At 49.2% G+C, this 18,828-nt stretch carries 14 protein-coding genes; 3 read left to right on the forward strand and 11 right to left on the reverse strand.

Features of this window, described 5'->3' with window-relative positions:
• Nucleotides 1-17 precede the first annotated feature (17 nt).
• The 3 genes from ACFQ3W_RS18050 to yunB all read right to left on the reverse strand — a co-directional run bounded on the left by ACFQ3W_RS18050 (nt 18) and on the right by yunB (nt 3,152).
• A complete protein-coding gene (locus tag ACFQ3W_RS18050; RefSeq protein WP_379320638.1) occupies nt 18-1,496 on the reverse strand; it encodes a sensor histidine kinase in 1,479 nt (492 codons plus the stop codon).
• Nucleotides 1,474-2,145: a response regulator transcription factor gene (locus tag ACFQ3W_RS18055; RefSeq protein ID WP_379320639.1), complete on the reverse strand. Its 672-nt coding sequence runs from the start codon at nt 2,143-2,145 to the stop codon at nt 1,474-1,476. Before ACFQ3W_RS18055 ends, ACFQ3W_RS18050 begins: the two co-directional genes overlap by 23 nt.
• A 146-nt stretch (nt 2,146-2,291) precedes the next feature.
• On the reverse strand, nt 2,292-3,152 hold the full coding sequence (gene yunB / locus ACFQ3W_RS18060; RefSeq protein ID WP_379320640.1) for a sporulation protein YunB: 861 nt from the start codon (nt 3,150-3,152) through the stop codon (nt 2,292-2,294).
• Nucleotides 3,153-3,350: 198 nt separating this feature from the next.
• Between yunB and ACFQ3W_RS18065 the strand changes: the two genes are divergently transcribed.
• Entirely contained in the window at nt 3,351-3,734 is a 384-nt protein-coding gene (locus ACFQ3W_RS18065; protein WP_379320641.1) for a hypothetical protein, read from the forward strand.
• 66 nt (nt 3,735-3,800) lie between these two features.
• Here the strand turns inward: ACFQ3W_RS18065 and pdxR are convergent, their stop codons facing one another.
• Nucleotides 3,801-5,201, reverse strand: a complete 1,401-nt coding sequence (gene pdxR, locus ACFQ3W_RS18070; protein WP_379320642.1) for a MocR-like pyridoxine biosynthesis transcription factor PdxR — start codon at nt 5,199-5,201, stop codon at nt 3,801-3,803.
• Nucleotides 5,202-5,332: 131 nt separating this feature from the next.
• Here pdxR and ACFQ3W_RS18075 point away from each other — a divergent pair, with 131 nt between their 5' ends.
• Both ACFQ3W_RS18075 and ACFQ3W_RS18080 read left to right on the forward strand, forming a co-directional pair.
• Nucleotides 5,333-5,776 carry a GNAT family N-acetyltransferase gene (locus ACFQ3W_RS18075; protein ID WP_379320643.1) on the forward strand — a complete coding sequence of 148 codons (444 nt, stop codon included), beginning with the start codon at nt 5,333-5,335 and terminating at the stop codon, nt 5,774-5,776.
• Nucleotides 5,777-5,806: 30 nt separating this feature from the next.
• On the forward strand, nt 5,807-6,661 hold the full coding sequence (locus tag ACFQ3W_RS18080; protein ID WP_379320644.1) for an NAD-dependent epimerase/dehydratase family protein: 855 nt from the start codon (nt 5,807-5,809) through the stop codon (nt 6,659-6,661).
• 108 nt (nt 6,662-6,769) lie between these two features.
• On the opposite strand, the gene ACFQ3W_RS18085 is transcribed toward ACFQ3W_RS18080, so the two are convergent.
• The 7 genes from ACFQ3W_RS18085 to ACFQ3W_RS18115 form a co-directional block, all read right to left on the reverse strand.
• Entirely contained in the window at nt 6,770-7,432 is a 663-nt protein-coding gene (locus ACFQ3W_RS18085) for a pentapeptide repeat-containing protein (RefSeq protein ID WP_379320645.1), read from the reverse strand.
• A gap of 142 nt (nt 7,433-7,574) precedes the next feature.
• Entirely contained in the window at nt 7,575-10,301 is a 2,727-nt protein-coding gene (locus tag ACFQ3W_RS18090) for a glycoside hydrolase family 3 N-terminal domain-containing protein (RefSeq protein ID WP_379320646.1), read from the reverse strand.
• A 28-nt stretch (nt 10,302-10,329) separates the two neighbouring features.
• Entirely contained in the window at nt 10,330-13,977 is a 3,648-nt protein-coding gene (locus ACFQ3W_RS18095) for a discoidin domain-containing protein (protein WP_379320647.1), read from the reverse strand.
• 106 nt (nt 13,978-14,083) lie between these two features.
• Nucleotides 14,084-15,694, reverse strand: a complete 1,611-nt coding sequence (locus ACFQ3W_RS18100) for a glycoside hydrolase family 5 protein (protein WP_379320648.1) — start codon at nt 15,692-15,694, stop codon at nt 14,084-14,086.
• On the reverse strand, nt 15,691-16,533 hold the full coding sequence (locus ACFQ3W_RS18105) for a carbohydrate ABC transporter permease (protein WP_379320649.1): 843 nt from the start codon (nt 16,531-16,533) through the stop codon (nt 15,691-15,693). The genes ACFQ3W_RS18100 and ACFQ3W_RS18105 overlap by 4 nt, the downstream gene beginning before the upstream one ends.
• Entirely contained in the window at nt 16,530-17,411 is an 882-nt protein-coding gene (locus tag ACFQ3W_RS18110; RefSeq protein WP_379320650.1) for a carbohydrate ABC transporter permease, read from the reverse strand. The genes ACFQ3W_RS18105 and ACFQ3W_RS18110 overlap by 4 nt, the downstream gene beginning before the upstream one ends.
• A 35-nt stretch (nt 17,412-17,446) precedes the next feature.
• Nucleotides 17,447-18,769 (reverse strand): ABC transporter substrate-binding protein, encoded by a 1,323-nt coding sequence (locus ACFQ3W_RS18115; RefSeq protein ID WP_379320651.1) that lies wholly within the window; start codon nt 18,767-18,769, stop codon nt 17,447-17,449.
• Nucleotides 18,770-18,828 lie beyond the last annotated feature (59 nt).

The raw sequence follows: 18,828 nt of genomic DNA on the forward strand, positions 1-18,828 counted from the left end.
AACGAATTGGGGATATCTTAAGAGGACGCATCCTGATCAGGAAACTGCATGGAAAATCGTACGCCCTCGGTTGTGTTCTCCATCTGGTAGCTGACGCTGTGCCGGTCCAAGATCATCTTGACTAGGTACAAGCCAAGCCCGCTCCCCCCGGTTTGCCGATTCCGAGACTGCTCTACCCGGTAGAACGCTTCAAATAGATGTGGCAACGCCTCCTCAGGAATACGTACGCCGGAATTTTCTACGGAAAAACAGATGTGATTTTCCTGTTTGCTTGCCAGAACGGTTATTTTTTCACCCGGTGGAGAATAGAAGGCAGCATTGGAAAGGAGGTTTTCGATCACTTTTTGCAGCAGATCACTGTCGCCCCGAACAAACAGCGGTTCCCTCATATCTACATGGAGGTGCATCTCTTTTTGCTCCAGCAGATCAGCAAACTGTTCTATTTTTCTGCGCACTAAAGAGGAAAAATCAAATCCCTTGTTCCGTAAGGAATAATGGGAAGATTCCATCCTTGAAACGGTCAGGATTTCCTGTACCAAGCCCTCCATACGCTTTGCGACTTTCAAAGAACGGGACAGATATTTGTCCCTGTCCTGATACACGCCCACCTGGGCTAGCATTCCCTCAAGCTGCCCTTTGATCACCGTGATCGGCGTTTTCAGCTCATGGGACACAGCAGAGAAAAACTCCAGCCTGCGCTGCTCCTGCTCGCGTTCCTTATCGATATCTTGCTGCAAAGAAGCATTGGCTGCACGCAATTCGGTAAGGGCAAAGGACAATTTATCCGAAAGTCCATTAAGGCTGCGCCCCAAGGCGCCTATCTCATCTCCTCGCCGATCGTCGCAATAATAGTTAAACTCCAATCGGGACATTTTTTGAGCAATGTCGCTGATTTTAACAATCGGTCGCGTGACATAGCGTACATAAAACAGAGAACCAAAGAGTGAAACGAGCAAAACAGCTATAAGAAGCCATGGCCAAATACGACCAAGCGCTTGTATGGCCTGATTGACCGCTCTCACACTGCCGACGACCGTAAGCGTATATTTCTCCGATCCATTGGAAAAAGAAAAAGGATAAGTGCTGGCAGAGCTAATACTGGTTTTCACGACAGGCCCACCTTCAGCACCTTCGTATTCTATGGATTCCATCTTGAACAACATTCTGCCTCCCGTTGCTTTCCCCGAATGGTCCGTAGGCAGGGAATTTCCAGAGGCTTTGACTCTTTCACCTTGTTCATTCGTTATAATCAATGCAGCGTCATAAGCGTTCGAGAACCGGGTCAGTAAAGGATCGCAATCTTCCAGCGTGCTTTGCTCTAACTGCTCCACAAGCTGCTGAGCATAAGCATCTAACTTATTATTAAGATCATCGGTATAGGTCATTGGCATGACCCAGGCAATAAAACCATAGGTCAAGGCACAAACGGAGAACAGCATCAGAAAAGTAATGAGAAAAATTTTTAGCGATAAGCTATTTTTTAAGTTCCTTATCAATGCGATACCCCACCCCTCTGATGGTTTCAATATAATCTCCGCCCAGCTTTTTACGCAGGTTTTTGATGTGAGTATCCACGATTCGTTCATCGTTGTAAAAATCATAGCTCCATAAGCGGTTCAGCAGCATTTGGCGTGTCAGGACCCTTCCCTGATTCCGCAGCAATTCACGCAGCAATTCAAACTCCCGCTGTGTCACGTCGATGGTTGTGTCATTCACATACACCTTATATCCTTCTAAATCCATCATCAAATTGCGATAAATAATCCGCTCGATGTGATCTGTACCCGAGAAGCGGCGGAGTACGGCTTCGATCTTTCGCAACAAAATCGGCATTGAAAATGGTTTTGTTATGTAATCGTCAATTCGTAAATCGAACCCTTTGATCTGGTTTTCCTCACCGTCCAATGCGGTCAACATAATTATGGGGATTTGTGATTCTTTGCGGATCAACTCGCAGACACCGTAACCATCTATTTTAGGAAGCAGGATGTCGAGCAAAATCAGATCATAAGCGCCATTGTGAAACTGCTCGATGGCCGCGATTCCATCCAGCGCGGCAACCGTCCCGTATCCTGCACTCTCCAGAAAATTTTGCAAAAGCTCCTGTATGTCGGCATCATCTTCAACGATTAAAATTTGTCTCATCAGCATCACCTTCTCGAAGCTACTATACCATTTCAATTTGAATTTTGTATGGAGTGGCGAAAAATAGATCCGCACAAAGTAAAAGAGACCCCATTTGCGAGAAGCAGGATCTCTTCCGATTCGTTATTCGACTTAACGTCTTGCCTTCACCTATTTTTCGTTTTCTCCTCAGAATCCTGAATTCCGGTCGCGTCAGGAGCCGACTCATCTTCCGATTTGGACTCCGTATCCTCTCCAGGATTAGTCCCTGGCTCGGGCCCCAAATTGCCGGACTGAAGCTGCCCCCCATTCCCGGGCTGCGTGGGAATCGCAATACTTGGGGCATTGCCCTGATTGCCCCCTACCGGATTCCCCTTGCTGTCGTAATAATACATCGGTACATCCCCTACAACCAGTAAGTAAGATACCGGAATTTCCGTCTCCACCGATTGCGGCTCCATGTCGAAAGGAACGACGATACTGAGCTCCGTTTTTACACGCAGGAAAACCTCCACGAGAATCATGTTAATGCCCGCATCCTGCCTGCGTGTGTTCAGGTCCACCTTAACATCGCCCTTAGGCTCGATCTTTATCGGAATGCTCGGTCCAAACGATGCCAGAATCGGGCTGCCGAGCGCTTGACCAACTGGAATATGCTCCGAAAGCCTTGATACCTTATCGAGCGTATTGCGAACAGTCTCAATGGTTTCTGAGGTAACCTTCATATGGGCGGAATAGTTAAGCATGAACCCGGTGATTTTCCCTGTGGAATCGGTCTTCCAATCAATCAATTCTCCAACCTGCTGTTGACCTGCCACCTGGGCGGCAATCGCATCGTTGATCGATTCCGTTGCGATTTGCTTCACCCTGATTTTAGCCAAATGCATGATAGGTTCACGCATATGTTTTTCGACGTACTGAAAAAATTGTACAAATCCGATAAGACAAATCACCAAGACGGCAATCCAGATTTTTCGCCGGCTTTTCGGCCTTCTCCTCCGGCTCCGCCATCCTCGTCGAAAACGCATATTCAAGCCCCCTTACAGCGGTAACACTACTATACAAGTTATGCCGGACAGGAGGGAAAAAGAAGGACGAAGCATCCCGAACTGTGAAATAATGCTTGTAGAATTATAGCATTTATTATTTCAATTTACGGGAAAATATGGTATACTTTAAAATGTGATATTCATTGAAATGTATAATTATACGAGGGGACCAGCATCATGACCATCCAGAAAAAATTGTTCAAAGTCACTGGCGAACTTCATAAGGACCAGTTGGAGTTCAAGGTTTCCGCATGGAAGCTGCTAATTGAAACCAATCGTTACTATGAGATTAAACCGCTGACCGGTACTGCTGTTAAGAGGTTGTACAAGGAGAAGCTTAACGCAGCAACCACAGAAACACAGTATTATGCGAATGGCGCGCTAGTGGTCTCTGCCTTCTGTATGGAGGAGTATATTGAGGAGATTCAGCAGCGAATCATAGATCAACTCGAATCGAAAATTGATATCTACATGCATGAACTTACATTAAATCGAAAAGCGATCGAAGGAGTGTCGGAGCATTTACGGAAAGAGCATGTAAGCAGTGTAAGCTCGACGTAACCTTTAACCACCCCTCCGAAAACCAGACCATCCATCCTGGTTTCGGGGGGGTTTTTATCGTTTCTGTTAGCTGGAAATCCAAGCTTTTTGCAGCAACTTGGCACCCGTTCGAATATTCTCCTCGGTTATATTGCTGATACCGACCTGCAACTGAGGCCCGTTCGGCGGATTATTCATATAGTAATGGGAGGTCGGATACACTTTTACACCGCAGCTTAGAGCCTGCTTAATCAGTTCGGACTCCTTTTTATGAAGCTGCGGCCGGATTAGTACATAAAGCCCAGAGTCCGCTCCTATGACCTGGACGGTATCTCCAAACACCTCAGAAAAAGCGGTAACCAGTGTGTTCATTTTTCTTTTATACAAAGCGCGCATTTTCCGGACATGGGAATCCCAAAACCCCCCTTCCATAAAATAAGCCATCGTTCGCTGATGAATCCCGGAAGCGGCCTGCTCCATAGCTGCAAACAACATTTTATATTTGTCGAGCAGCTTGGGAGGAAGGATCATATAACTTAATCGAATGGAAGGTAAAAAAGATTTAGAAAACGTGCTTACATAGATGACCGAATCATTTTGCTGCAAGGAGGACAAGGCCGGAATAGGCTTCTGTTTGTATCTAAACTCACTGTCATAGTCATCCTCGATGATGTATCCGCTCCGGTCGGATGCCCATTTCAGCAACTGGTGGCGCTTATACATCGGCATCGTGACCCCGGTGGGAAAATGGTGGGACGGCGTGATGTAGGCGAGCCGGGCTTTCGTATGCTCCAACTGCTCTATAATTAACCCTTTGGGGGATACACCGATCGGTTCAAGCTGGAAGCCCTGCAGTCCAAAGACCGTACGGGCTCCGTCATAACCCGGATTCTCTACAGCTAAAGATGAGAACCCTTCCGACTTTAGCAAAATGGACAAATGAAGAAGCAGATGCTGCATACTGCTGCCGATGACGATGGAATCCGCATGTGTTCGTATGCCCCTGGATTGGAGAAGATAGCCCGCGATTTGCTCGCGCAGGTATGGATCTCCTTGGCGATCCCCATACACATAAGTGCTCGCCTCTTGTAATACTTTATTGGTGCAGCGGCGCCATGCTTTGAGCGGAAAAGCCTCAGCATCCACACCGCCGATCCGAAAATCGATGAAGGGCGCTCGATCCCGGGTCGCTTCCCGTATCTGCTCTGTCTGTTGCTGAGAACGGGAAACATGAATATCGGTATTTTCAAAATCCTCGACATAATAACCTCTCCTGGAATCACTACGTATGAACCCCTCTGCCAATAGCTGCTCGTAGGCAACGAGCGTCGTATTCCGGCTGACATGCAGCAGATCCGCAAGCTGACGTATGGAGGGAAGATGCGTATTCGCCCGCAGCTCGCCGTTCTCAATGAGTTCACGAATGAAATGATAAATCTGTTTGTACTTTGGACTGTTGTCTTGGAATGATAGCAGCAGCTCTTTCATCACGGCGTCTCCTAACTGACATGCACAAAATTCAAAAACTGTGCCTATTCAACATGTCAATGTTCAGCAATACTATAAAAGAACTCAGCAGGAAAAAGCAAATTTTACAGCCGATTCAGGAGATGAAAGCCTTGAAAATCATTAAAGCCGAAGTACAGCATATTACGGCAATTGCTCCGCTGTTTGATCAGTATCGGGTTTTCTATGGTCAGCCTAGTGACTTAAGCGGTGCGAAAGCCTTTATCAGGGACAGAGTCCAAATGAAAGAATCGACGATCTTTATCGCTTATGATGATGAGCAGCCGGTCGGATTCATGCAGCTTTATCCCTTGTTCACGTCTATTGGCATGCAGCGGAAGTATGTTTTAAACGATCTGTTTGTCATTCCCTCTTTTCGGACACAAGGAGTCGGCAAAGCCCTGATGCAGCAGGCCATTCAGTTTGCCAAGGAGGAGCGCGCAAATCAGATCAGCCTCCAGACTTCTATCGAGAATCATCCTGCAAAGGCGTTGTATGAAAGGATGGGCATGCAGATGGATTTAGAGTTCGATAACTATATTTTACGCTTGGTTTAAGGGTAGTTTTTTTAGAATAGGAGGCTAGACATGAAAATATTAGTTGCGGGTGCCACCGGAGCGATTGGGCAGATGCTTCTCCCTTTACTCGTTCAACATGGCTACGACGTGATTGGAATGACTCGACGTCAGGAGCGCAAAGCGCTTATTCAAGCGATGGGCGCTATTCCTGTCGTAGCGGATGTCTTTAATCAAGAATTGATCTATGCGCTCATAAAAGAAATACAGCCGGATGTGATCATCCATCAGCTAACCTCTTTAAGCAGCTGGGATTTTGGGGAGAATTCCAAGATTAGAAAAGAAGGAACGCGAAATTTGGTAGCTGCCGCTCAGGCAGCAGGTGTAAAGCGTATGATCGCGCAGAGTATTTCATGGGCTTATGAGCCGGGGGATTCTCCGGCCGCTGAAGAAGTCCCTCTGGATTATCAGGCGCCTTTCCCCCGGAAAACGACAATTGACGGAGTGGCCGCGCTGGAATCGGCGGTGTCCGAAATACCTGACCATGTGATTTTGCGCTACGGAACGCTTTATGGGCCTGGAACCTGGTATGACAAAAATGGGGCCCTCGCACAAAAAGTGATGAACGGGGATATGCATTCCAGCGATGGAGTTACTTCTTTTCTCCACGTTGAAGATGCTGCCAGGGCAGCTCTACAGGCGTTGGAATGGGATACGGGTACCGTAAATATCGTGGACCATGAGCCTGCCGCGGGAACGGAATGGTTGCCGATCTATGCAGAGCTGCTGCAAGCGCCGGTCCCCGAGTATCGTCCAGGCCGAAATCCGGGAGAGCGCGGTGCTTTGAATGCCCGGGCCATCACAGATTACGGATGGAAGCCGCTATACCCATCGTGGAGATCAGGATTTGAGTATCTAAAAAATTAAATGATAAGGTGAAATAACCCGGTACCTTTTACGGTACTGGGTTATTTGCTGACTATGATTGCTTGTGCTTGCTTGAGACTCCAACTCCTGAAGTTAAAAGCTTGAAGACTAACTTTTTACCTTTAATCCTAACAGCTTGGAAAAACCGATGGCCTGTTCCGGAGACACCTCGCACCCCTGAAGACTTGGAAACGTAACATTGATTCGTTCGTAGGTGCAGGTGCTAAGATCAATTCCTTTCAGGGAGGTTTGCGTAAAATCAACATCGTTTATATCGGTGTCATTAAAATATACCTTCGTGAGCTTACAGCCGTAATAATTCGCACTTCTCAGGGAGGAGTGATCAAAGCTCACCTGCTTCAGCCTTGCGTCCGCAAAGCTGCTCAAATTGACATCGCAATTCTCGAAACATACATTTCCCAGATTACACTCCGAGAAATCTACACCTAACAGTTTGCAGTCTCGAAAAATGACCCGATTGATAATTCCTTTGTTGAAAGATGCATTGGACAGGTTACAGCTCTCAAAGATCGCATCCGTCAGATCGATATGATGAAATTTGGAACTCGTGAAAGATACGTTCTTAAAACCAACTTTGGACAAGTAAGCTTTGTCGACCTCCGTGCCATCGACCTGCTCATCGCATACTCTGCATTCCATAAGCTGCGGTTCTTCCTCAAGATAGATAGCGTCAAATTTCACCTCTTCCAGATTGGGAGTTAGTTTAGGTTGTTCGATTTTGGGTTTGGACATCATATTCTTCCTTTTCATAAATGCTGGGAATGAAACGTTCCTCATCATTATATCTCTTCTAGTACAGATAGAGAGTGTAAATATTTCACCCTGAGGCACATAAAAAGCCTAATTCCCATTTATTATAAATTTTAACTGTCCACGAGCCAGAGTTGCTCAATTAGTTGGCCGAAACCAATTCAAAATGATCGAACGCGGCCCAGTTATTCGCGTTGGCATTAGACCATACGCCTACCTCAATTTGTCCTGTATCTACGACAATATTGTCTATAGTATACTTCTTCCAGTAATCCGAAGCATTCGATGCTACGACTGCCGTAACTTCCTTGTTGCCGTTCTTGGCATACAGGTGCAGCGCCTTTTGCCCTCCGCTCGAACGAGCCCAAGCACTGAACCGATAAATTCCATTCGGCAAGGAAATCGTCTGCCTTGTAAGTTGTTGATAGTCAGAGGAGGCCCAATGTGTTAACTTATAAGCTCCTGAGTAAGGGAAACTTGTATCAGCTGCTTGCGCAAGGACACCACCGTTCCATTGATCCCACCCTGTCGTGCTGCCTGACTCAAATCCAGGATTGACCAGGTAATTGCCGTTTACTGGTGTCGAATTCGTCGGCCTTAGCTCCAGCCAGTTCAAATTCCAATTGCCTGCGCTTGCATGAAGCCGGAGAGTCTGTACGCCCGCGTTCAGCGTCACATTCTGGGTTACAGTCTCCCAGGATTGCCACCCACCTGTATTAGGGACGCTGAAGGTCGCCAGGTTGGTTGATCCATTTCTCAGCTCGATCGCATTCGGGGCGCCATTTTGACTAGCTACCCGCATGCTCACTTTATACACCCCCGTTTCGGGTACATTCACACGATATTCTATCCAATCGTTCGTGTCGATGTAGCCCACGTTCAAACCTCCGTTCACATCACTCGTTGCTTCCGTTTGAACGCCTGAAGCGCTGTTGTGGTTTTCCGCTTCTATCATTCCTGGTACTTCTTTCACATTCGTAACCGAAGCATTTAGGCCGAAATCGTAAGGGAAAAGGGGCGAATAATTCGCATCCTTCGAGTTGGCTGGAATTTGCGCCATGCTTCTCGGCCAGGATAGCGGCAGCTTGCCTGTGAAATCATAGTCGCCGAACAGTACATCCGCCAGTCCATTCCCCTCCGTCCCCGGCAGCCAAGCCGCCACGAATGCTTTCCAATCCGGCAGATGATTCGTGATGATCATCGGTCTGCCCGAAAGCATGATAACAACCATGGGTACGCCAGAGCTTTTCACGTTGTTAAGCAGCTTGATATCATCGCTGCTGAGCTCCAGGTCCGGTATCGGCTGTCCTGTCCCCACATCGCCCATCATCTCGGCGTAAGGATATTCACCAATGACCACGATCGCAATGTCATTACCCGCTGCGCCTGTTCCTGTCGGCGAATAAGTGACATTGGAAGAATGGCTAACGGCGCTCTGGATACCCTGAAGAATCGTCGTACCCGGTGTAATATTGCCCGGTGAACCCTGCCAGGTCATTGTCCAGCCTCCGGATTGGTACCCTATGTCGTTGGCCTTGGCACCAGCCACAAACACCTTGGCATCCTTGGATAATGGCAGGATATGTCCTTCATTTTTCAGCAGTGTCGCCGACTTGCGAACCGCTTCTCTTGCGATCGTTCGGTGCTCGGTACCACCGAACGTTCCGCCGCTGATCAGGCTTCTGTCGGTATATGGCTCTTCGAAAAGACCCGCTTCAAATTTCACACGCAGAATACGACGGACGGCGTCATCGATTCTGGATTGGGGAACCTGATTCGTATTGACGAGGTTTTTGAGTGTAGGGATGAATTGCTGCCAGTTATCCGGCTCCATGAACATATCAATGCCGGCATTGACCGTATTCTTCAGGGCATCAGAGTAGTTCGAATAAATACCTTGGTTAACAAGCGAAGTGGTACCGTTCCAATCCGACACGACCATACCTGTAAAGCTCAAATCCTCCTTCAGCATCTTTGAAATCAGGTGCTGGTGAGCATGCATCTTGACGTTGTTCCAGGTCGTGAGTGAAATCATGACTGTCCTTGCGCCAGCTCTAACTGCTACTCGGTAAGGCTGAATATATGAATCCAGTTCATGCTCGGTCAAGGTAATGTTTCCTTGATCGTCTCCGTTCAATGTATTGCCGTCACCAACCCAGTGTTTGATACTGCCGACAACTTTGCTGCCCTTCATGAAATTACTGTCCGTCGGCAGGCCCTGTAGACCTTGCGTGTAGGCCTCACCCATTTTTGCGACGATTGATGGATTCTCCGAGAAGCCTTCATAGGTTCTGCCCCATCGAATATCCTGCGGCGAGCACAGGCAAGGAGAAAAGTCCCATTGAATACCTGTTGCTCTGACTTCCTTAGCCGTAGCCGCAGCAACCCGTTTAACCAAATCGGTATCCCGGGTAGCGCCAAGGCCGACATTGTGAGGGAAAATGGTCGCTCCATAGACATTGTTGTGACCGTGAACGGCATCCACTCCGTAGATGATCGGAATTTGCAGCAGCGTCTGCATGGCCTGTGTCTGGAACGCATCGATCGTATCCGCCCACGCCGTCGGTGTATTCGGATTCGGAGTCGAGCCGCCGCCACTTAGGACGGAGCCAATGAAATGATCTTTTACCTGAGTTGGCGTCGCTGTTCGACGTTCCACCTGCAGCATCTGACCGATTTTTTCGTCGAGCGTCATTCGTGAAAGCAGGTCTGTCGCCCGCGTTTCAACAGGCTGTGTCGGATCCTTATAGGGAGGTGCATCGGCATTAGCACTGGCCGAATATAGGGCTGACGTCGAAAATATCAAACTGGCGATCAGTGCTATGCTTAGCAAATTGCGTAATCCACTTGCCATTTTTCTGTTTTTCATAGCAACCTCCTATTGTTGGAAATAGAACTTACTCAAATGCTCTAAATTCCGAAATTGACCACCAGCTTGTCGAGCTTTGTTTCAATGTAACCTTGATATAGCGACCTTCGGTAATCGGGAAGTTGGCTGTCACAACCGGACCCGTTCCTTCGCCGTTCGCCACCGTCTTCCAGCTCACATTTTCGGTTGACATCTCTACAATAAAATCTCTCGCATAATCATCCGTGTTAGGACCGGAATCCATTACAATGTGATTGATCCACTGCTTGGAGCCCATATCGATTGTGAAGGATTGGCCTGGTGCCTGTGCCATGCCACTGCTCCATCGATTCGACGTATCGCCATCCAGAGCGTTATTGGTGAAACCGCCCGACTCCGTCGAAGAAGCATATGCTGTCCAGCCGTTGCGGCTCTTTTCCAGCTCGCCGTAAACTTTAAGTTCAGTGATCGACCACCAATTCGTCGAGTTGCCCGTTTGAACCACCTTCAGATAACGCGCCGTTTGCGGCATGAATTCGGTGAGAAGTGCTGCTTCAGTCCCCGTACCGCTGGACACAGTAGTCCAATTCACCCCATCGTTAGATACCTGGATATCGTAGCCTCGCGGATAGTCGGTCGTGAACGAACCAGCGTCGATCAGTACTCGATTGAACGTCTCCTTTTTTCCAAAGTCCACTTGGTAAGACTGGCCATTCACTTGAGATGTGCCGCTAGCCCACCAGGTTGAAGCATTACCGTCAATACCGTGAGATGGCTCGTTGCCGGCTGTATCAGATGACGACGCTGTTGCCGTCCAGCCCGAATTGTCCAGCGCTGGCACGGAGTAAACGTGGAACTCGGCAATCTGCCACCAGTCTGGAGCGGTTCCTGTCTGCTCCACACGCACATACTGCGCATACTGCGGCGCAAAGGTAATAGCCTGCTTCCAGCCAAAGCCTTGCCCCTCCTTCACCGTCGTCCAGTTTGTACCGTCATTGGATACCTGTACCCGGTAACCTCGCGGGTAATCCCATTTCTCATTGATTCTGGTTTCAAAGGAAACTTGGTCGAATACTTTTTTAGATCCCATGTCGACCTGAAACCATTGACCGTTCTTTTGCGGCACTCCACTGCTCCAGCGCGTCGCGGTGTTCCAGTCAATGGCGTTCACAGCCGCCCCTCCTGATTCCGTTGAGGATGCACTTGCCGTCCAGCCGGTCTGATCGAGCGGTACGGTCGCCATAAACGGTTGACCTTGTGCAAATTTCTTTACTGTATTTATAAAGCTCACGTTCGGCTGGAAATTGTTCGTGCCAAATTGCTGCAACTTCGAGTTGATCGTGGTTGCGCTGTCGTTATTAATGACCGGAATCGGCGAAGGATTGCTGTTATACATTCCCCAATAGCCGCCAATCCCTTCGTTCATATCCCCTCTGACTTTGTAGGTCCAGTTCGTCCATGATCCATGAATTCCGTTCAGTCCGCCCATAAATTTCGACCACACATCATCGTAATGATAGAGCGAATATTCGCCCATAAGGACGGGCACATTCCAGTCGTTCTGTTTGATCGCCATATCGCTGATTTTGTTATCAACCAACGCGCTCTGCGCATTCCAATCCTTGCCATTAGGCATATCGTATGGATGTACCTCGTATATGACATTCGTCCAACCCTTCACACTTGGCGGTACGATGTTCCCCCAATCGAAGAAAGCCGCGATATAAATCGTGTGATCCGGGTCTATTGCGCGGATCGCATCATATACACGATCATAGAATTCTACCTTCTGATGAACATCGTCATTGTCCTCGCCGTAATCGATCAACGGCTCGTTCATAATGTCGAAGCCGGCAATCGTCGGATTGCCTTCGTAACGGGCCGCCATCTCTTCCCAGATGTCAACGACCCAGTCCTGATACGTCGTATTCGTCCAGAATTCGTTCGGGTTCGGTCCAAAACGGCCACAGCTTGCGAACGGGCAGTTTCCGCCTGGTAACGTGTGTAGATCAAGCAGCACATAAATATTCCGCTCAGACGCTTCTGCGACTAGCCAGTCAATTTTCGTCCAAGCGTTCGGTTTCCAAGAGCCATCTTCGTTCAGCAGTTCGTTCCAGCCGATCGGAAGACGAATCAGGTTCAGCCCCATGTCAGAAATGTGGTCCAAATCCACTTCCTGAATCCACGTATCCTGATGTGTCGTCACGAGACTTTCCGCGGTTGCGTTGCCAAACCGTTGTTTGTAGGAGGCGTTCATCGAAAGGTCATCGTTATTAAGAAAAACATTCAATTCGCCGATCGACCACCAATTCGCGGTACTGCCCGTCTGTGTAATTTTGAAGTAACGAGCCGTCACGCCAGGGAAGTTGATTGGCGTCGCTTTGCGTCGCCCTTCGCCGGTTGCGACTGTCGTCCAATTCGTACCATCATGCGAAACTTCCACTTTGAAATTCCGCGGATAATCCTGCTCGGATGTAGAGTTTTTCTCCGAATCCAGAATAATCTGGTTGAACGGGATACTCGCCCCCATGTCGACCTGAAGCCATTGTCCGTTCTTTTGCGCGGCTCCAGTCGTCCAGCGCGTACTAGTATTGCCGTCCTTAATATGGTTCGGCGACGTTCCGGAACCGCTCGTGGAGGCTGTTATATTCCACCCGGTACGCTCTAGCGCGTTGCTCGAGAAGATGGAAATATCCGAGATCGACCACCAGTTGCTGTGGCTACCCGTCTGCACGATACGAATGTACCGCATGTATGTCGACCACCAGAACTCGGCGACAACGATCCTCGAGTTCGCGTTAGCGCTTGCATACTTCGTCCAGTTAACACCGTCGGACGAGCCCAGCACTTCGTAGCTTCTCGGATAATCGCCGCTGGAGGCTGGTCCGGCATCAAAGATAACCTTAGAAACGTCCTGACCATAGCCAAGATCGACTTGAAACCATTGCCCGCCAGACTGCGCGGTCCCGCTGGTCCAACGGGTATTCACATCTCCATCCAATGCATTAGCCGGCGAAGTGCCGGAGCCGCTCGAAGAGGCGGTAGCCGTGAAAGCGGAATTGTTCATGGTTGGATCGGAGAAAACGTTAAACTCCGCGACCGACCATCCATTCGAGCCGGCGCCGGTCAGCTCTACTCGAATGTATTGCGCAACCTGCGGGGCGAAGCGAATAACTGTATTTTGCGCGGTTCCAGTACCGCTCGCCGCATTCCGCCAGGAAGTACCGTCGCCCGAAACGAGCACCTTATAGCTTGCGGGATAATCACCAGTGAACCCTGCGGCATTTACATAAATACGGTTAAAATAGCCTTGGTACCCCATGTTGACTTGGAACCACTGACCGTTCGCCTGGGCAATTCCCGTGCCCCACCGCGTCGTATTGTCGCCGTCAATGGCATTTCCTGCACTGGCACTATTGGTTGATGCCGTAGCGGTCCACCCTGTCCGGTCGAATGCAAACTCACCCGTGGGCGCCATCCAATCCTCAAAAGTGAGCCAGCCGCCTAAATTCGTGCCGCGGAGGTTCATAACCTCCCCGGTACCGTTATTGTTCTTGATGTACTTTCCATCGGTTTTCAAGAAATCACTGGAGTCAAATGCTGCGTGCGCCGTGTCGGGCCGGGCTGCGTCTGCGAATACACCGAGGGCTACAAACATGGATAATAAAGCGCCTAATATCCGTCTTAGGTTTTTCATTATTTACCTCCTGTTTTTAAGGTGAACACCAATCTCGCTCCCTTGGTGCAGCCTTTTTATGGGCATTCCCTCTTTCAGTAATCGTCCTATGTTCATCTACTCCCAATCAATCAGCCGGTGTCAGCAAAATCCACTGCACGTCGATGGGATGTTGTTTCTGCCCCTTCATTTGAATCTTATTTACCCCCTTCTTCCCTTCAATCATGAGAGGTATCCGCACCGTTTCCCATTCGCCCACGGAAGAGGCAACAACCTCGGTCAATTGGTCGTTGATGGAGATCAATTGATTGCCGCCGACCGATCGAAGGCGGTAATCCGCATGGATCACCTGGGCCTCGCGGAGCGTAAAATCATACGACAGCCATTCGTTCTCATGCAGACGAACATACAGCCATTCGTCCGCCTGCCACTCTTCGCCCTTCATATGTTGAAAATTCGGTTTCACCCGATCAACATTGTCGACGAATCGAATGTCCGTCCCATCCCTTTCGCGGAAACCGAGTCCATGCTCGTGTCTCATCTTCACCTCGAAGCTGACGCCTTCACCTCGATAACCGTAAAATATGGCCGGAATCCGAATGGCTGGCCGCCGGAATAATGCATTCACAACTTGTGGCTGATAGTCACAGTTCGACAACTTGAGATTCTCGAGATATTCCCGGAGAATTTGCTCGGACGAAGCCTGACTCGGTTTGGCGCCGCCCTCCAAATATTCGACAAGCGAAGACCAGCCTGCCGGTAAGCGAACAGAATAGGGGGAATTAGTACAATGGAGCTTTTTCCACGTCCAGAAGTTCCAGGAGATGTCATGATCCTCATAAAGTCGGAATGCACCGGTAAACCAATCGCAGTTGTTTTCACCTCCCTCCCCCATAAAAATCGGCGCGTTTAGTTCGTCTCGTTTGTCTAAAAAGGCTTGAATACTTTCCGTGTCCGGGTTGTTCCAGTACTTATGAAATTGCAGCATAACATTATTGTCGGGTATCTCCGTAAAGATCGACCAATCCGTCGCCCAATGAACGCCTTCCAAGATAATCATGTGCCGATCATCGACCTCACGGATCGCCTGAATGATTTTTTGGTAGAGCGGCATGACTTGATCGTTGTATTGGGCGAACCAGTTGGGCAGCGGCTCGTTCAACAAATCATACCCCGCGACAATCCACTCGTCTTTATATCGCTCTGCCAACATCCGCCAGAGCGCGATCGTTATTTGCTGATTCCGCTCATCCATAAACAATTCCGGCTTGTCGTTCTCGGAGTCATCGATATTCGTCCCGGTTTGTCCCCCGGGTGCCCCGTGTAAGTCCAATACGACATAAAGTGAAGCCTCTCGGCACCATGTAATGACACGATCAAGAAGGGCAATATGGCCCTCGTGAAACCGTAACGGCTCCTCGTTCTCCATCAGGAACCTCGCGTTGATCGGCACCCGCACGGAATTGAACCCATCTGCCCGGATCGCTTCGATATCGGCCTTTGCAACATAGTTTTCGTAATAGGACTCCCAGAACGCTGCCGCCCTCTTCGCCCCGACCAAGTCCTGAATCATGCGCTCGATCCGGCGCGGGCGGTCGCCCGCATCCGGAAAACACCACATATACCCTTCAGGCAGAAGCCAACTGCCAAGGCCGACACCTCGGAGCAGCATCTCTTGCCCATCTCCGTTTACAAGCTTTTTGCCTTCCGCTTTAAGAAAACCAGTAACGACCGTCAACCCTTAATCGCCCCCTCCGCGATCCCGCGCAGAATGTACTTTTGCAGCAGCAAATAGAGCACGACAACCGGCAGCATCGTAAGAATTAATGAAGCCAAAATCGCTGACCAGTCATTGTTGTATTCGCCAAACAGCATGTTGGTTGAAATAAGCAGTGTGTAGTAGTCGTCATCGGTCAGCATTAGAAGCGGCAATAGGAAGTCATTCCACATCCACAGTGCGTTCAGGATGGCAACGGTGGCCGTGATTGGCAAGAGCAACGGCAGGATTACAGCGAAGAAGAGTCTAAGCTCCCCGCATCCATCGATGACAGCGGCTTCATCCAGTTCCCGCGGAACCGACTTTACGAAACCGTGATAGAGAAAGATCGCGAGCGCCACGCCGAGCCCCATATAAATGACTCCCAACCCATACGTCGTCCCTTGCACACCAAGATCCTTCGAAATTTTCATCAAGCTAATGACGATAGAATGAAACGGAATAAGCGATGACATCACGAACAATCCGAAAAAGAAACCACTGAGCTTACCGGGGGTGCGAGACATTTTATAGCCCGCCATGGAAGCGAACAGAACGATGCCGACAACACCGATGACGGTTACAACGATCGTGTTTTTAAAGCTGTTCATAAAATCGATCTTCCGATAAGCGTCAGCGTAATTACTGAAATTGATCGAGCTCGGAAACGCCAGAATCTGACTGAGTATCTCGCCATCCGTCTTCAACGAGTTCAGCAAGGCCATATAAATCGGGAACAGTGTAAATATGGCGGCACAGACCAGAATCAGTACGGTAACCGTATTTCCGGCTTTCCGCCGAAGTGATCCGTTTCCTGTCATGCTTCCACCTCTCTTCGCTTCATGACCCACAGCTGGACCAAGGTGATGAGAAGGACAATCAGAAACAGAATAATAGCTTTTGCGCTGGCATATCCGTATCGTTGCTGGTAGCGAAACGCTTCCTCTACAATATTGATCGCAATCACCTGCGTCGAGCGTCCCGGTCCACCACCCGTTAATGCAAACACGGCGTCAAATACCTTAAAGGAAGAGCTTAAGGTCAGGAACACACCGATCGTCAGCGCAGGGTAGATCATGGGGAGCGTAACATGCCGGAAAATTTGAAACGCGTGAGCTCCGTCGATCGCAGCCGCTTCCCGCAGATGCTCTGGAACGCCTTGCAGAGCTGCAATATAGATGACCATCAAATACCCGACGCCGCCCCATAGCGATAAAATAAGAATCGAATAAAACGATAGGCTCGGGTCTCCAATCCAAGATTGGTCAAGAAATGTGAGCCCGGTCGACTCCGCGATCGAAGGCAATACTTTGGTGAAGATAAATACCCACATAAACCCGCCGATGATTAGGCTTAGCATATTTGGCATAAAAAAGATCGTCCGGAACAAAACCTTGCTTTTTCGCCGAGACTCCACAAGTACGGCTAGCAAAAGTGCAAGGGCATTCTGAAGTACGACCATATAAAGAACGAATTTCAAGGTAAACCAGATCGAATCAACAAAGTACTTGTCATCCATCAGCGCCTCGATGTAATTAGCCAAACCTACAAGATCGTAAGATGGATTCAAACCATTCCAGTTCGTCAAGCTATACCATACGCCCCCAAGAGCGGGGGCGATGGTAAATACTACATAAAGCAGCAACGCCGGAAAGACGAAGGCGATCAGTGTCGCCGTTTTCTTGTGTTTTCTCGTCATGAACATGTTTTGTCACTCCCGCTTATCCAAGACATTTACTGCGTGTTCTTGACGGCGGCAGCCCAAGTACGATCCATCGTCTTAATGAATTCTTCCTTGGATAATTCTTTGGTAAAATAGCTTTGCAGCAGTTTCGCCTGCTCGTCGGTTACGCCGTTCGGCAGCTTGAGATCTTGATATGCCTTGCCTTGCTCCACGTATTTGGAAGCTTCGTCGACCCATGGAAATACTTCGTAATGGTGAACCGATGAAACCGGGTTAAACTTTAGCCCTTCGAAGAACGCGGAGGAGTCTTTCTCGTCAAGAATATAGTTGAGCAGGTCGAGCGCCACTTCCTTATTTGGACTTGTCGGTGAGACAACCAAGGACGTGGACGTGGATAGGTTAATCATGGTGCCCGCCGGGTTGTTGCTGACAGGCAGCGGCGCTACACCGAACTCCATCTCGGGGCTGACCTTCAGAATCGTTTCTGCGTTCCAAGGCCCTTGCACCCACATGGCCGCTTTGCCGTTCGCAAAATCTGTAGAACCGGCTTCGTTTCCGACTTCGAACGGCTTCGCCGTACCGTTGGCCATGATAAGATCAATGATGTTGAAAATATCCTGCACGTCCTTGTAGGACGCTTCACCTTTATTCATTTTATCGATCCAGTCAGGATGCTCCGAGGAGACGATGCCGCCCAAGGAAAGCGCTGTCATCAACTGCGGGACCCAAGCCTCTTGAAAGGCCAGCAGGAACGGTTTCACGTTATTGGCTTTCAACTTCTCGACAACCGCCTTCATTTCATCCAGCGTTTGCGGCGGCGTAATACCGTTATCTGCGAAAATTTTCTTGTTGTAGAGATAGCCCCACGACAAGCTCTCCATCGGCAATGCAACGACCTTACCGTCCAAGGTGACCGTGTTCTTCACGCTCTCGTACAACGTGCTAACAAACGGCTGCGAGGAGAGATCCTCGAGATAGCCGGCCTTATTATAGGTTGCTAGATCGTTGGCGTGTACGTCGAAAATATCCGGTGCGTCATTGGACGCAAGCCGGGATTGCAGCACCTGCTTCGCTTGCTCCGGATTCGGCATTTCGAGTTCGATCGTAACATCGATATTTTTCTCCGCCAGCTCTTTTGCCTTGAATTGATCGAAATATTTCTCAAACTGTTCTTTAAAGCGAGGCTGCCCCAACATGACTCTCAGTTCCACCTTCTTCGCGGACTCCTGTGTCCCCGGCTTATTCGCCGTTGTGGAATTCCCGGCTCCGTTCGTGGCAGATGGTGTGTCTCCGCCGTTGCCGCCGGAGCTGCAAGCGGACAATAATATCACCTGCAACGCGGCCACCAGCAGAATATGAAGCGCTTTCTTCATTTCGTTAACCCCCCATAAGGAATGACTACATCTTCAGTATAGAAGAGCCGCTCTGGTCC

It is taken from the genome of Paenibacillus puldeungensis (assembly GCF_042678945.1).
Lineage (GTDB): Bacteria > Bacillota > Bacilli > Paenibacillales > Paenibacillaceae > Fontibacillus > Fontibacillus puldeungensis.

What these genes read in the sequence shown, in the direction of transcription:
- ACFQ3W_RS18055 (WP_379320639.1), bottom strand. Translation starts at nt 2,145, where the DNA reads ATGAGACAAATTTTAATCGTTGAAGATGATGCCGACATACAGGAGCTT.
- yunB (WP_379320640.1), bottom strand. Translation starts at nt 3,152, where the DNA reads ATGCGTTTTCGACGAGGATGGCGGAGCCGGAGGAGAAGGCCGAAAAGC.
- ACFQ3W_RS18065 (WP_379320641.1), top strand. Translation starts at nt 3,351, where the DNA reads ATGACCATCCAGAAAAAATTGTTCAAAGTCACTGGCGAACTTCATAAG.
- pdxR (WP_379320642.1), bottom strand. Translation starts at nt 5,201, where the DNA reads ATGAAAGAGCTGCTGCTATCATTCCAAGACAACAGTCCAAAGTACAAA.
- ACFQ3W_RS18080 (WP_379320644.1), top strand. Translation starts at nt 5,807, where the DNA reads ATGAAAATATTAGTTGCGGGTGCCACCGGAGCGATTGGGCAGATGCTT.
- ACFQ3W_RS18085 (WP_379320645.1), bottom strand. Translation starts at nt 7,432, where the DNA reads ATGAAAAGGAAGAATATGATGTCCAAACCCAAAATCGAACAACCTAAA.
- ACFQ3W_RS18090 (WP_379320646.1), bottom strand. Translation starts at nt 10,301, where the DNA reads ATGAAAAACAGAAAAATGGCAAGTGGATTACGCAATTTGCTAAGCATA.
- ACFQ3W_RS18095 (WP_379320647.1), bottom strand. Translation starts at nt 13,977, where the DNA reads ATGAAAAACCTAAGACGGATATTAGGCGCTTTATTATCCATGTTTGTA.
- ACFQ3W_RS18105 (WP_379320649.1), bottom strand. Translation starts at nt 16,533, where the DNA reads ATGACAGGAAACGGATCACTTCGGCGGAAAGCCGGAAATACGGTTACC.
- ACFQ3W_RS18110 (WP_379320650.1), bottom strand. Translation starts at nt 17,411, where the DNA reads ATGACGAGAAAACACAAGAAAACGGCGACACTGATCGCCTTCGTCTTT.
- ACFQ3W_RS18115 (WP_379320651.1), bottom strand. Translation starts at nt 18,769, where the DNA reads ATGAAGAAAGCGCTTCATATTCTGCTGGTGGCCGCGTTGCAGGTGATA.